Source organism: Bradyrhizobium sp. WSM4872 (assembly GCF_055811715.1).
This window is the reverse complement of the sequence record NZ_JBVVPT010000020.1, coordinates 50971-63686: the sequence shown is the minus strand read 5'-3', so window position 1 is coordinate 63686 and position 12716 is coordinate 50971. Positions and strand designations below refer to the sequence as shown.

General features: G+C 63.2%; 10 protein-coding genes. 3 read left to right on the top strand and 7 right to left on the bottom strand.

The genetic code is table 11. The features are described from left to right. The 6 genes from AC0L3C_RS24255 to AC0L3C_RS24230 all read right to left on the bottom strand — a co-directional run bounded on the left by AC0L3C_RS24255 (nucleotide 1) and on the right by AC0L3C_RS24230 (nucleotide 8490). Nucleotides 1-1638: an ABC transporter ATP-binding protein gene (locus tag AC0L3C_RS24255; protein ID WP_473409151.1), complete on the bottom strand. Its 1638-nt coding sequence runs from the start codon at nucleotides 1636-1638 to the stop codon at nucleotides 1-3. 4 nt (nucleotides 1639-1642) lie between these two features. Then, the gene (locus tag AC0L3C_RS24250) at nucleotides 1643-2824 is read right to left on the bottom strand and encodes an ABC transporter permease (RefSeq protein WP_473264548.1); all 1182 of its coding nucleotides are present in this window, start codon (nucleotides 2822-2824) and stop codon (nucleotides 1643-1645) included. Further along, a complete protein-coding gene (locus AC0L3C_RS24245; protein ID WP_473264547.1) occupies nucleotides 2824-3933 on the bottom strand; it encodes a microcin C ABC transporter permease YejB in 1110 nt (369 codons plus the stop codon). The genes AC0L3C_RS24250 and AC0L3C_RS24245 overlap by 1 nt, the downstream gene beginning before the upstream one ends. Next, nucleotides 3930-5810, bottom strand: a complete 1881-nt coding sequence (locus AC0L3C_RS24240) for an extracellular solute-binding protein (protein WP_473409150.1) — start codon at nucleotides 5808-5810, stop codon at nucleotides 3930-3932. Before AC0L3C_RS24240 ends, AC0L3C_RS24245 begins: the two co-directional genes overlap by 4 nt. Nucleotides 5811-5824: 14 nt before the next feature. Beyond that, nucleotides 5825-7726 carry an extracellular solute-binding protein gene (locus tag AC0L3C_RS24235; RefSeq protein ID WP_473409149.1) on the bottom strand — a complete coding sequence of 634 codons (1902 nt, stop codon included), beginning with the start codon at nucleotides 7724-7726 and terminating at the stop codon, nucleotides 5825-5827. Nucleotides 7727-7935: 209 nt separating this feature from the next. After that, entirely contained in the window at nucleotides 7936-8490 is a 555-nt protein-coding gene (locus tag AC0L3C_RS24230; protein ID WP_007599749.1) for a c-type cytochrome, read from the bottom strand. Between the two features lie 218 nt (nucleotides 8491-8708). Between AC0L3C_RS24230 and AC0L3C_RS24225 the strand changes: the two genes are divergently transcribed. Together AC0L3C_RS24225 and AC0L3C_RS24220 are read left to right on the top strand one after the other, a co-directional pair. Then, on the top strand, nucleotides 8709-9449 hold the full coding sequence (locus AC0L3C_RS24225) for a 3-deoxy-manno-octulosonate cytidylyltransferase (RefSeq protein WP_473264543.1): 741 nt from the start codon (nucleotides 8709-8711) through the stop codon (nucleotides 9447-9449). 21 nt (nucleotides 9450-9470) lie between these two features. Further along, nucleotides 9471-10316, top strand: a complete 846-nt coding sequence (locus tag AC0L3C_RS24220) for a prephenate dehydratase (protein ID WP_473409148.1) — start codon at nucleotides 9471-9473, stop codon at nucleotides 10314-10316. Between the two features lie 69 nt (nucleotides 10317-10385). Here the strand turns inward: AC0L3C_RS24220 and AC0L3C_RS24215 are convergent, their stop codons facing one another. After that, nucleotides 10386-11399, bottom strand: coding sequence for an LLM class flavin-dependent oxidoreductase (locus AC0L3C_RS24215; protein WP_473409147.1), 1014 nt, complete (start codon nucleotides 11397-11399; stop codon nucleotides 10386-10388). 392 nt (nucleotides 11400-11791) lie between these two features. Here AC0L3C_RS24215 and metF point away from each other — a divergent pair, with 392 nt between their 5' ends. Further along, the gene (gene metF, locus AC0L3C_RS24210; RefSeq protein WP_473409146.1) at nucleotides 11792-12712 is read left to right on the top strand and encodes a methylenetetrahydrofolate reductase [NAD(P)H]; all 921 of its coding nucleotides are present in this window, start codon (nucleotides 11792-11794) and stop codon (nucleotides 12710-12712) included. Nucleotides 12713-12716: the final 4 nt, after the last annotated feature.

Here is a 12716-nt window from a genome sequence, read left to right as displayed (position 1 = left end):
CTACGTCGCCGCCGACCCGTTCCCCGCCGTCTCCAGCCGGAACGCCGCCGCAAACAGCGCGCGCGTGTAATCCGTCTTTGGGTTCTTGAAGAGCTCGGCGGCCTGGCCTTCCTCAACCACCTTGCCGCCACGCATCACGATCAGATGGCTGGCAAGCGAGGCGACGACGCGCAGATCGTGCGAGATGAACATGTAGGTGAGATCGCGGCGGCGCTGCAGTTCACGCAGCAGATCGACCATTTGCGCCTGAATCAGCATGTCGAGCGCACTGGTCGGCTCGTCAAGCACGACGAAATCCGGCTCCAGCACCACCGCCCGCGCGATGCTGATGCGCTGGCGCTGGCCGCCGGAGAATTCATGCGGATAACGGTGGCGGGTATCCGGCTTCAGTCCGACGTCCTCGAGCGCCTTGACGACGCGCTCCTCACGCTCGCCGCGCGAGAGCTGCGGCTGATGCACGGTGAGGCCTTCGGCGACGATGTCGGCGACCGACATGCGCGGGCTGAGCGAGCCGAACGGATCCTGGAACACGATCTGCATGTCGCGCCGGAACGGCCGCATCTCCTTGAAGCGCAGGCCCTGGATATCCTTTCCCAGGAACACGATGCGTCCGTTCGAGGAGATCAATCGCAGCAATGCGAGCCCCAGCGTGGTCTTGCCCGAGCCGGACTCGCCGACGACGCCGAGCGTCTCGCCCTTGCGCACGGCGATGCTGACACCGTCGACCGCCTTGATGTGGCCGACCGTCTTGCGCATCAACCCGCGCTTGATCGGGAACCAGACTTTCAGGTCGTCGGCCGACATCACCACCGGCGCATCCGGCTGCGGCGGCGCTGGATCGGGCTTCGGTTCCGCGGCGAGCAGGTCGCGCGTATAGGGATGCTTCGGGCTCTTGAAGACCTGCTCGACCGGCCCCTGCTCGACGATCTCGCCGCCTTTCATGACACAGACCTGGTCGGCGATGCGACGCACGATGCCGAGATCGTGGGTGATGAAGAGCAGGCTCATGCCGAGCCGGCCGCGGATCTCCGCAAGCAGCGTCAGAATCTGCGCCTGCACGGTGACGTCGAGCGCCGTCGTCGGCTCGTCCGCGATCAGCAGGTCCGGCTCGTTGGCGAGCGCCATCGCGATCATCACGCGCTGGCGCTGGCCGCCGGAGAGCTGGTGCGGATAGCTCTTCAGCCGCGTTTCAGGCTCGGGAATGCCGACCTGCGTCAGCAGTTCCAGGGTCCGCCTGCGCGCCTCGGCATTGCTGGTCGGATTGTGCAGCTGGATGATTTCGCCGATCTGCGCCTCGATCGTGTGCAGGGGGTTGAGCGAGGTCATCGGCTCCTGGAAGATGATGGAGATGTCGCTGCCGCGAATCACCCGCATCTCCTGCTCCGACCGGTCGATCAGTTCCTGTCCCTTGAAGCGGATGCTGCCCGAGGGATGCGAGGCGTTCGGATAGGGCAAGAGCTTGAGGATCGAGAGCGCGCTGACCGACTTGCCGGAGCCGGACTCGCCGACCAGCGCCACGCACTCGCCGCGCCTGATCTGGAACGAGACCTTGTCGACCGCGAGCGTGGTGGCGCCACCCTGGTGGAAGGCCACCGAGAGCTCGCGCACGCTGAGCAGGGGTTGGTTGATCGCGTCCATTGGCTTACCTGAACGTCTTGCGCGGATCGAACGCGTCGCGCACGGCCTCGCCGATGAAAATCAAGAGCGAAAGCATGATTGCGACCGAGAAGAAGCCTGAGAAGCCGAGCCAGGGCGCCTGCACGTTGGACTTGCCCTGCGACAGCAGCTCGCCGAGCGACGGCGAGCCGGGCGGCAGTCCGAACCCGAGGAAATCGAGCGCCGTCAGCGTCATCACCGAACTCGACACGATGAACGGCAGGAACGTCATCGTCGCGACCATCGCGTTCGGCAACAGATGCCGGAACATGATGACCTTGTTCGACACGCCGAGCGCCCGCGCCGCCTGGATATACTCGAAATTGCGCCCACGCAGAAATTCCGCGCGCACGAGTCCGACCAGCGACACCCAGGAAAACAGCAGCAGGATGCCGAGAAGCACGAAGAAGCCGGGCACGAGCACCGAGGACAGGATCAGCAGCAGATAGAGCGAAGGGATCGCAGTCCATATCTCGATGAAACGCTGGAATAACAGGTCGATCCAGCCGCCGAAATAGCCCTGCACCGCGCCGGCCGCGATGCCGACGACGGAGGAGACGATGGTCAGGCAGAGGCCGAACAGCACCGAGATGCGGAAGCCGTAGATCAGCCGCGCCACCACGTCGCGACCCTGATCGTCGGTGCCGAGCCAGTTGTATTCGAGATCGCGGCAGCTCTTGAGGCCTTTCTTTTCGACGACAGGCTTGCATTGCGCTTCCGTCAGCATCCAGGTCGGCTTCGACGGCGCCGGCGTCGGAAGATCGAGATTGTGGGTATCGTAGGAATAGCGGATCAGCGGCCAGACGATGCTGCCGCCCTTGTCCCTGATCAACTTCTGCAGATAGGGATCGCGATAGTCGGCTGCCGTTTCGAAGTCGCCGCCGAAAGTGGTTTCCGAATAGGTGACGACGGACGGCCAATAGAGGTGGCCATCATATTTGATCAGGAATGGCCGATCATTGGCGATCAGCTCGGCGAACAGCGACACCACAAACAGGATCAGGAAGATCCAGAACGACCAATAGCCGCGCCGGTTCGCCTTGAAATTCTGCCAGCGGCGCCTGTTGAGCGGCGATGGCACGAACGGTTTGCGCGTGATCGGCACGGCATTGCCGAGCGGCGACTTCGCAGTGGTTTCGATCGGCGTGGTGGGGGCGGCCAGCGTCATCAGACCTCCCGCGCCTCGAAATCGATCCGCGGATCGATCCACATATAGGTCAGGTCAGAGATCAGGTTGATCACGAGGCCGACGAGCGAAAAGATGAAGAGCGTGCCGAACACCACGGGGTAGTCGCGGTTGAGAACGCTCTCGAAACTGAGCAGCCCCAGCCCGTCCAGCGAGAAGATGGTCTCGATCAGAAGCGAGCCCGAGAAGAAGGCGTGAATGAAGGTGCTGGGAAAGCCGGCGATGACGATCAGCATCGCGTTGCGGAAGACGTGACCATAGAGCACCCGATTCTCGCTGCAGCCCTTCGCGCGCGCGGTCATCACGTATTGCTTGCGGATCTCGTCCAAAAACGAGTTCTTGGTCAGGAACGTCATGGTGGTGAACGCGCCAAGCCCCATGGCAATCAGCGGCAGCGCCAAATGCCAGAAGTAATCGATGATCTTCCAGTACCACGGAAACTGCGACCAGCCGTCTGATGTCAGTCCGCGTAGCGGGAACCAGTTGAAGAACGAACCGCCGGCAAACAGGATGATCAGGAGGATCGCGAACAGGAAGCCGGGTATGGCATAGCCGAGCACGAGCACGCTCGACGTCCAGGTGTCGAAGCGCGTCCCGTCCCTGACCGCCTTGCGGATGCCGAGCGGAATTGAGATCAGGTAGGTGAGCAGCGTCAGCCAGATGCCGAGCGAGATCGAGACCGGCAACTTCTCCTTGACGAGCTGCAGGACGCTGACGTCGCGAAAATAGCTCTTGCCGAAATCGAAGCGGGCGAAATTCCAGACCATCAGCGCGAAGCGCTCCGGGGCCGGCTTGTCGAAGCCGAACTGCACTTCCAGCTTCTTGATGAAATCGGGATCGAGGCCTTGCGCGCCGCGATATTTCGAGTTGATGGCGTCACCACCGGCCCCTAGCTGCCCAGGGGCGCGCTGCGCAAAGTCGCTGCCGCCCGAGATGCGCGAGGTCCCGCCGGTATCGGCGCCCGAGAGCTGCGCGATCACGCGCTCGACCGGCCCGCCCGGCGCGAACTGCACGACGATGAAGGAGACGAAGAGGATCCCGAGCAAGGTCGGGATCATCAGCAGGATGCGGCGGGCGATATAGGCGCTCATGGCTGTTTCGCCTGCTCGAGCTTGGCGGCCTTGCCGCCATCGTACCACCAGATGTCGGGGGCGCCGACGCCGTTGGCATAACGCGGCAGCTTCTGCGGACGGCCGAATTGGTCCCAATAAGCAAGCCGGTGCGTCTTGTTATACCATTGCGGCACCCAATAACGGCCGGCGCGGAACAGGCGATCGAAGGCGCGGCAGGCGACGGTCAAATCCTCGCGGTTGTCGGCCGCCATGATCTTCTCGATCATGGCATCGATCGCCGGGCTGGCGACGCCCGCGAGATTGTACGAGCCCTTCGTTGCCGCGACCTGCGAGGAAAAGAACGCGCGCATGGCGTCGCCCGGCGTTGCCGACATGCTGAAGCGCTGGATCGTGATGTCGAAGTCGAAATCTTCCTGGCGCGCCTTGTGTTGCACGGCATCGACGAGGCGCACGCTCGCTTCGATGCCGAGCGTCGCGAGATTCTTGATGTAGGGCGCATGGTGGGGCTGAAACGAAGGCTCGTCCAGCAGGAACTCGATCCTGAATATCTCACCGTTCGGCAGCACCCGCTTGCCGTCCTTGATCGGCAGGCCGGCGTCGCTGAGCAGTTGCTGCGCCTTGCGCAACAGGCTGCGGTCCTGCCCCGAGCCGTCCGAGACCGGCGGCGTGAACGGCGCGACGAACACCTCGTTGGGAACCTGACCGCGAAACGGCTCCAGCAGCTTCAGCTCTTCCGGCGGCGGAGGCCCGTCGCTCGCCATGAGGTCCGAGTTCTGAAATGGCGACACCGTGCGGGCATAAGCACCGTACATGATGGTCTTGTTGGTCCACTCGAAGTCGAAGGCGTCGATCAGTGCCTCACGCACGCGAGGATCCCTGAACTTGTCGCGCCGCGTGTTGATGAACCACCCTTGCGCGCCAGACGGCGTGTCGTCGGGCACGACTTCCATCTTGACGCGACCGTCCTTCACCGCAGGGAAGTCATAGCGCGTCGCCCAGATGCGAGAGGTGAACTCCTCGCGGTAGAGATAGTTCTTGCCGGTAAAACCTTCGAAGGCGACATCCCGGTCGCGGTAGAATTCGTAGCGCACGACGTCGAAATTGTAGCTGCCACGACAGGGGGGCAGATCGGCAGCCCACCAGTCCTTCACCCGCTCGAACTCGATGTAGCGGTTGACCTCGAACTTTCCGACCTTGTACGGGCCCGAACCCAACGGAATATCAAGCGACGTTTCATCGAACGGACGGGAGGCATAGTAGGCTTTCGAGAAGATCGGCAGGCTCGCCACATAGAGCGGCACGTCGCGCGCGCGTCCCTTGGCGAAGGTCACAACAAGTGTTGCATCGTCAACGGCTTCCGCGCTGACCATGTCGCGCATCTGCACGATGATCAGCGGATGGCCTTTCGTCTTCAGCGACGTCAGCGAAAACGCCGCATCGTGAGCAGTGAGCTTGGTGCCGTCATGGAATTTCGCCTCGGACCGCATGCTGAAGCGATAGACCAGCCTGTCTGCCGATATAGTTACAGACTTGGCGGCAAGCCCATACATCCCGTCCGGTTCGTCATTGGCTCGCACCATCAGCGGCGCAAAGGTCATGTCCATGCCCTGCGCGCCATCGCCTTTGAGGATGAAGGCATTGAGCGAGTTGAAGGTCTGGTAGGACTGGTTGTAGGCGCGCACCGACGGGATCAGCGAGAAGGTACCGCCCTTCGGCGCGTCGACATTGACGTAGTCGAAGTGATTGAAGTCGGCGGGATATTTGAGGTCGCCGAAGGCCGACATGCCGTGGGCCTCGGCGGGCATCTCGGACGCTGTCGCGCCCCGGAGCCAGACGGCGCTGAACGCGCCACCGGCACCCAGGGCCAGCACATGCCGGCGTGAAAGCTGCGCCATGCGAGAAATGTCCCTCACGACTTCTTTGCGATCCGCGCCGCCTTGTCCGCGTCGTACCACCAGATGAACGGGAAGCCGGACTGGCCGTATTTAGGCAATTCCGCCGGCCGGCCGAAACGATCCCAGCGCGCGGTGCGCACCTTCGTATAAGTCCACTGCGGCACGACGTAGTGATTCCACAACAGCACGCGGTCGAGTGCCTTGGTTGCCGCGACGAGATCGTCGCGCCCCTTGGCGTAGATCACCCGCTCGATCAGCTTGTCGACCGCCGGATTCTTGATGCCGGTAATATTGCGTGAACCCGCGATGTCGGCCGTCTTCGACGACCAGAATTCGCGCTGCTCGTTGCCCGGTGACTGCGACTCGCCCCAGGAGTTGGTGACGATGTCGAAATCCCACTCGCGCGTCCTGTTCTCGTATTGGGTCGGATCGACTGTCCGCACGCTGACGGCAATGCCGAGCCGTTCCAGCGAGGGCTTGTAGAACAGCGTGATTCGCTCGAAGCTCGGATCCGAGTTCAGCAATTCCAGGGAGAACTGGGTGCCGGTCTTGACGTCGACAAGCTTGCGGTCGCGCACCTCATAGCCGGCTTCCTTGAACAGGCGCAGCGCTTCGCGAAGATTGTCGCGCACGGCTTCCGGACGGCCGCCGACTGGATTGGTATAGGCCGTCGTGAAGACTTCGGGCGGGACCTCGGCGCGGACCGTCTCGAGGATCTCGAGCTCCTTACCCTGCGGCAGCCCGGTCGCCATCAGCTCATCGATCCCGTCGAAATAGCTGCTGATGCGCTTGTACTGGCCGTAGAAGATCTGCTTGTTCATCTCCTCGAAGTCGAACGCGTAGTTGAGCGCGCGTCGCACGCGCGCATCTTTGAACTTGGCGCGGCGCAGGTTGGGCACGAAGGCCTGCATGACGCCCGAGCTGCGATTGGCGAACTCCTCGAGGATCACGCGCTTTTCGGTGACCGCCGGGAAGTCGTAGGCTGTCGCCCAGTTCTTCGCGCTGTTCTCGGTGCGCCAATCGACCTGATCGGCCTTGAACGCCTCGATCGCCACGGTGGCGTCGCGGAAATACTCGTAGCGCAGCTCGTCGAAATTATTTCGGCCCACATTGGCGGCGAGGTCGCGCCCCCAATAATCCTTGACTCGCTCCAGCGCGATCGACCGCCCGGCAACGAATTCCTTGACTCGATAGGGGCCGGAACCCAGTGGCACTTCGAGCGTGGTGGCGGAGACATCGCGCTTGCGGCCCTGCGCGTCCGTGCCCTCCCACCAATGCTTCGGCAGGACCGTGAGCTGCCCGACGATCTGCGGAAGTTCCCGGTTGCCCGGTGCGTCGAACACGAACTTCACCTCGCGCTCGCCGACCTTCTCGGCTTTCACCACATGGCTGTAATAGGCCGAGTACATCGGGTGATGCTTTTTGAAGGAATCGAGCGAGAAGATCACGTCGTCCGCGGTAACAGGCTTGCCGTCATGCCATTTGGCTTGCGGTCGCAAGCGGTAAGTCACGAAAGAGAAATCATCCGGATGGCTGACGGCCTCGGCCAGTGCGCCATATTCGGTCGAGACTTCGTCGAGCGAGGCCGTCGTGAGGGATTCGTAGATGAATGCCACGGCACCGGCGACTTGCCCCTTCACACCGGAGACGACGATGTTGAAATTGTCGAATGTGCCGACGGCGATCTGGCGCGCGACGCCGCCCTTGGGCGCTTCCGGATTGACATAGTCGAAGCGCTTGAAGTCCGCGGGGTACTTCACCTGTCCGAACAGCGACAGCGCGTGCCGCCAGGTGGGCTCGCTGGCGGATTGCGCGCGTGCCACGCCGACGCCAGGAAGGCCCCCTACGGAACCAAGGGCGGGGAGCGCTGCGGCAGCGGTACCAGTGAGCAGGAGATCGCGTCGGGTAAGGGCCAAATCAACATTCCTGTCTTGAAGGAGGCTACTCCTTTAAGGTCCCAATATAGGCGAGGTTTCGACGGAATATGTTGCTTTTTCCTCATCTTGGAAGGCCGGCTGGCCGATCGCTGCGGCCAAACGCCCCGATAACAACGCCGCGAGGCCCGGATAAGCAAACGGCCAGGCTTTTCAGCCTGGCCGCGTACTAAGATCGAAGTCGATAGGCCTTACTTGGCCGCGGTGGGCAGCGGCTTCGGGCTGTCGGAAAGGCTGTTCAGGTAAGCGATCACGTCGGCCCGCTCGCTATCCTTCGGGATGCCTGCAAAGCCCATCGCGGTGCCCGGGACAGCCGCCTTGGGATTGGCGATGAACTTGTTGAGCGCATCGAAGTCCCAGGTGCCGCCCTTGGCCTTCATCGCGGCCGAGAAGTTGAAGCCGCCGCGGCCCTCGCCAACATGGTCGCCGACCACGCCGTAGAGGTTCGGACCGACACGGTTCGGGCCGCCCTTCTCGAAGGTATGGCAGGCGCCGCACTTCTTGGCGGCGGCGGCGCCCTTCTCGACCGAGGCGGTCTGGAGCAGTTTTTCGATCGGCTCGGCGGCCGCGGGGGCAGCGCCGCCTTCCTTGCCGTGGCCGGCGTCTTCCTTCACTGCGATCTCGAAGCCCGGCTTTTCCGGCATCTTGGGCGAGAACAACGCCTGGGCGGTGAAGCTTGTCACCAGCAGAAGGAGACAGGTGCCGAGCACGGCACCGAGAATCTTGTTTAGTTCGAAAGAGTCCATTTCCGGCCAGGCCCCACACCGCAAGAAGGATCGAGCGGCCCAATGCGGCCGCCAGGACGAGCCTCGGAGAATCAACGTTCCTTACTGTTTCCCCGAGTTTTGCCATTGAGATATCGGTTTGCCCGGGGTCTGGCAACCCGTATAAGCGAGCGGGCTTCACGCCCGTCCCCACCCCATTTCTCGGCGCGGAAAACGCCCCGTTTCCAGGCCCTTGAACGATGATCGATCCCCGCATCCTGGTGCTGATTCCAGCCCGCATGGCCGCCACCCGCCTGCCCGGCAAGCCGCTCGCCGATATCGCGGGGCAGCCGATGATCGTGCACGTGATGCGCCGCGCGGAGGCGGCCGGGATAGGCCGGGTGGCGGTCGCAACCGACACCGCGGAGATCGCGTCCGTCGTGACCGCCCATGGCGGCGAGGCCGTGATGACCCGCGCGGAGCACCCGTCCGGCTCCGACCGCATCCACGAGGCCATGCAAAAGCTCGATCCGGACGGCAAGGCCGAGATCGTGGTCAATCTGCAGGGCGATTTCCCGACCATCACGATCGACAACATCCGCGAGGTGTTGCCGCCGCTGCAAGACCCCGTCGTGGACATCGCAACGCTGGCTTCGCAGATCCACACCGAGGAGGAGGACCTCGCGCCGAGCGTCGTGAAGGCGATCGGGACCTCGCTCGGTGGCAGGCGCATGCGCGCACTTTATTTCACCCGCGCAACCGCGCCGACCGGCGATGGGCCCCGTTACCACCATATCGGCCTCTACGCCTATCGCCGCGCCGCGCTGGAGCGCTACGTCCGGCTTCCGCCTTCGCCGCTGGAATTGCAGGAGAAGCTCGAGCAGCTCCGGGCGCTCGAGGCCGGAATGCGCATCGACTTCACCATTGTCGATACCGTGCCCCGCGGGGTCGACACGCCGGCGGACCTGGAAACCGCCCGCAGCATCCTTTCCAAATCCTGAGCCGCTGTTACAAGGCCGAGCATGAGCAAGCTGAAAATCGCATTCCAGGGCGAGCCTGGCGCCAATTCCCACATCGCCATCGTCGAGGCCTATCCCGACGCCGAGCCGATTCCCTGCGCCACCTTCGAGGACGCCTTGTCGGCGATCTCGTCGGGCGAAGCCGACCTCGGCATGATCCCGATCGAGAATTCGGTCGCGGGCCGCGTCGCCGACATCCATCATTTGCTGCCGGCCTCCGGCCTCTTCATCATCGGCGAATGGTTTCTGCCGGTCCGGCATCAGCTGATGGCGGTGAAGGGCACCCGGCTCGAAGACATCAAGAGCGTCGAGAGCCATGTGCACGCGCTCGGCCAATGCCGGCGCATCATTCGCAAGCTTGGCATCAAGCCGATCGTGCACGCCGATACCGCCGGCAGCGCCCGCGACATTTCCGAGCGTAACGACAGGTCCGTCGCCGCGATCGCCTCGCGCCTGGCTGCGCAGATCTACGGCCTCGACATTTTGGCGGAGGACATCGAGGACGAGGCCCACAACACCACGCGCTTCGTGGTGCTCGCGCGCGAACCGAAATGGGCCGCACAGGGCTCCGATCCGCTGGTCACGACTTTTGTATTCCGGGTGCGCAATTTGCCGGCCGCGCTCTACAAGGCGCTCGGTGGCTTTGCCACCAACGGCGTCAACATGACCAAGCTCGAGAGCTACATGGTCGACGGCAATTTCTTCGCTACCCAGTTTTACGCCGACGTCGACGGCCACCCCGAAGACAAGGGTCTCGCGTTCGCGATCGAGGAGCTGAAATTCTTCTCGCGCGAATTCCGCATCGTCGGCGTGTATCCGGGGCATCCGTTCCGCGCGACGATGGAGTAGTTTTGTGTCCCGGACGCGCGAAGCGCGAGCCGGGATCGAGACGCTGCTCAGCGCAGGGGCGTGAGAGCCTTATCCGACCGCTTTAAGCCCGAACGCCTCTGCCAGCAGCGAATACGATTTCTTGCGCGCCTCTTGATCGTACACGGCGGTGATCACCATCAACTCGTCCGGCTTGCTCGCATCGATCAGCGGCTGAAGCGTCTCCTGCACGGTCGCCGGGTTACCAACGAACAGGCGCGAGCGGTTGCGCCGGATCGAGATGCGCTCCGAATCCGTATAGGGATAGGCCAGCGCTTCTTCGACGCTCGGCAACGGAAGATACTGGCCGCGGTCGCGGCGCAGGCGGTTGAGGTCGAAAGACGCGGCGAGCTTTTCGGCTTCCTCATCCGTGTCGGCCGTAATGACGGCGACCGCGAGGATCGCGCGCGGGCTCGCACTCCAGGCCGAGGGCTGAAAACGATTGCGATAATGCACCATCGCGTCGATCGCATCGTGGGACGCAAAATGATGGGCGAATGCGAAGCCCATGCCGACTTGCGCGGCGAGCTCCGACGAATAATCGCTGGAGCCGAGCAGCCAGATCGGCGGCAACGGCGTATCGTCGGGCATCGCGACGACGTTGTGGTAGGGATGGCCCGAGGGGAATTCCCGGGTCTGCCACAGGATCAATTCGTGCAGCCGCTCGAGGAAATCGTCGCCTTCGCGGCGGTCGAGCCGGCTGCGCAGCGCATAGGCCGTAGCGCCGTCAGTGCCGGGCGCGCGGCCGAGGCCGAGATCGATACGGCCGGGAAACAACGCCTCCAGCATCTTGAAGCGCTCGGCTACGACCAATGGTGCGTGATTGGGCAGCATCACACCACCGGAGCCGACGCGGATGTGCTTGGTCACCGCCGCGATCTGCCCGATCATCACGTCGGGCGCAGGACTCGCGACGGAGGCGAGGTTGTGATGTTCGGCGAGCCAGTAGCGGACATAGCCGAGCCCGTCGACATGGCGCGCCAGGTCGATGCTGTTGCGCAGCGCCGCGGCGGGCTTTGTGCCAGTTGTGACGACGGAGAGGTCGAGGACTGAGAGCGGGATCATGGCGCGCTAACGTAGCGGAGGGCGGCGCAGCGGCAATGGGCAGGGCGCGCAGGTCTGACGTGCAGGCCGCCGCCTCGCGCGACTTCACCGCGGCGTTGGGACAGTTACCGCGCTGATAGTATGACTTTCATATTGCCCACGGACAAATTTGCACCGAACAAGTCTCCATCTTCTGTTATCTAACTGATGTAACATATGATTTATCCTAGATCGTCTTCCCACCTCGACCTCTGACCTCACACGATTTTTAATCGATGTGCAGAAAGTGGGCAATTTCCCATCTCTGATGGGCTGTCGAGTGCGGCCGTTTTGGCTTATCTTAGCCTCTCCCAATCTAGACCTGACCGCCGAACCGCCAACGACTCGGCGAGCCCTTGGAGTGAGTGGTGCCCATGACTGACGTGACGACGCCTGCCCATACCAACGGGCAAGACGGGTACCTGAAGCGGCCTGCGATCTCATTCGAGTTCTTTCCGCCCAAGACGGAAGATATGGAGCGCAATCTCTGGGATACCATCAACCGGCTGGCCCCGCTCGACCCGAAATTCGTCTCGGTGACCTATGGCGCCGGCGGCTCGACCCGTGAGCGGACCCATTCGACCATCGCGCGCATCCTCAAGGAGACCGCGCTGCTGCCGGCCGCGCACCTGACCTGCGTCGGCGCCTCGCGCGGGGAGATCGACGAGATCGTCGACCGCTATCACGAGGTCGGCGTCCGCCACATCGTGGCCTTGCGCGGCGATCCCGCCGGCGGCATCGGCACGGCCTATTCCAGCCATCCCGACGGCTACCAGAGTTCCGCCGACCTCGTCGCCGGCATCAAGAAGCGGCACGGCGATATCGAAGTGTCGGTCTCGGCGTACCCCGAGAAGCACCCCGAGGCGCGCGACTTCGATGATGACATCGACACGCTGCAGGCCAAGGTCGATGCGGGCGCGACCCGCGCGATCACGCAGGTGTTCTTTGATAACGACCTCTACTTCCGTTATCTCGACCGCGTGCGCGCGCGGGGGATCAACATCCCGATCGTGCCGGGCATCATGCCCATGCATAATTTCAAGCAGGCTCGCAATTTCGTCACCCGCAACGGCACCTCCGTGCCGGACTGGATCGCCGCGAAGTTCGAGGGCCTCGATGAAGACGCCGAGACCCGCAAGCTGGTGGCGGCGACGGTCGCCGCGGGCCAGGTGCAGAAGCTCGCCAAGCACGGCGTCGACACCTTCCATTTCTACACCATGAACCGCGCCGATCTCGTGTTCGCGATCAGCCATTTGCTCGGCATCCGCGCCAAGAGCGCGCAGAAGGCGGCTTGAGACA

Coding starts and splice junctions, on each gene's coding strand:
- AC0L3C_RS24220 (WP_473409148.1), top strand. CDS start 9,471: ATGAGCAAGCTGAAAATCGCATTCCAGGGCGAGCCTGGCGCCAATTCC.
- AC0L3C_RS24250 (WP_473264548.1), bottom strand. CDS start 2,824: ATGACGCTGGCCGCCCCCACCACGCCGATCGAAACCACTGCGAAGTCG.
- AC0L3C_RS24230 (WP_007599749.1), bottom strand. CDS start 8,490: ATGGACTCTTTCGAACTAAACAAGATTCTCGGTGCCGTGCTCGGCACC.
- metF (WP_473409146.1), top strand. CDS start 11,792: ATGACTGACGTGACGACGCCTGCCCATACCAACGGGCAAGACGGGTAC.
- AC0L3C_RS24225 (WP_473264543.1), top strand. CDS start 8,709: ATGATCGATCCCCGCATCCTGGTGCTGATTCCAGCCCGCATGGCCGCC.
- AC0L3C_RS24245 (WP_473264547.1), bottom strand. CDS start 3,933: ATGAGCGCCTATATCGCCCGCCGCATCCTGCTGATGATCCCGACCTTG.
- AC0L3C_RS24240 (WP_473409150.1), bottom strand. CDS start 5,810: ATGGCGCAGCTTTCACGCCGGCATGTGCTGGCCCTGGGTGCCGGTGGC.
- AC0L3C_RS24255 (WP_473409151.1), bottom strand. CDS start 1,638: ATGGACGCGATCAACCAACCCCTGCTCAGCGTGCGCGAGCTCTCGGTG.
- AC0L3C_RS24215 (WP_473409147.1), bottom strand. CDS start 11,399: ATGATCCCGCTCTCAGTCCTCGACCTCTCCGTCGTCACAACTGGCACA.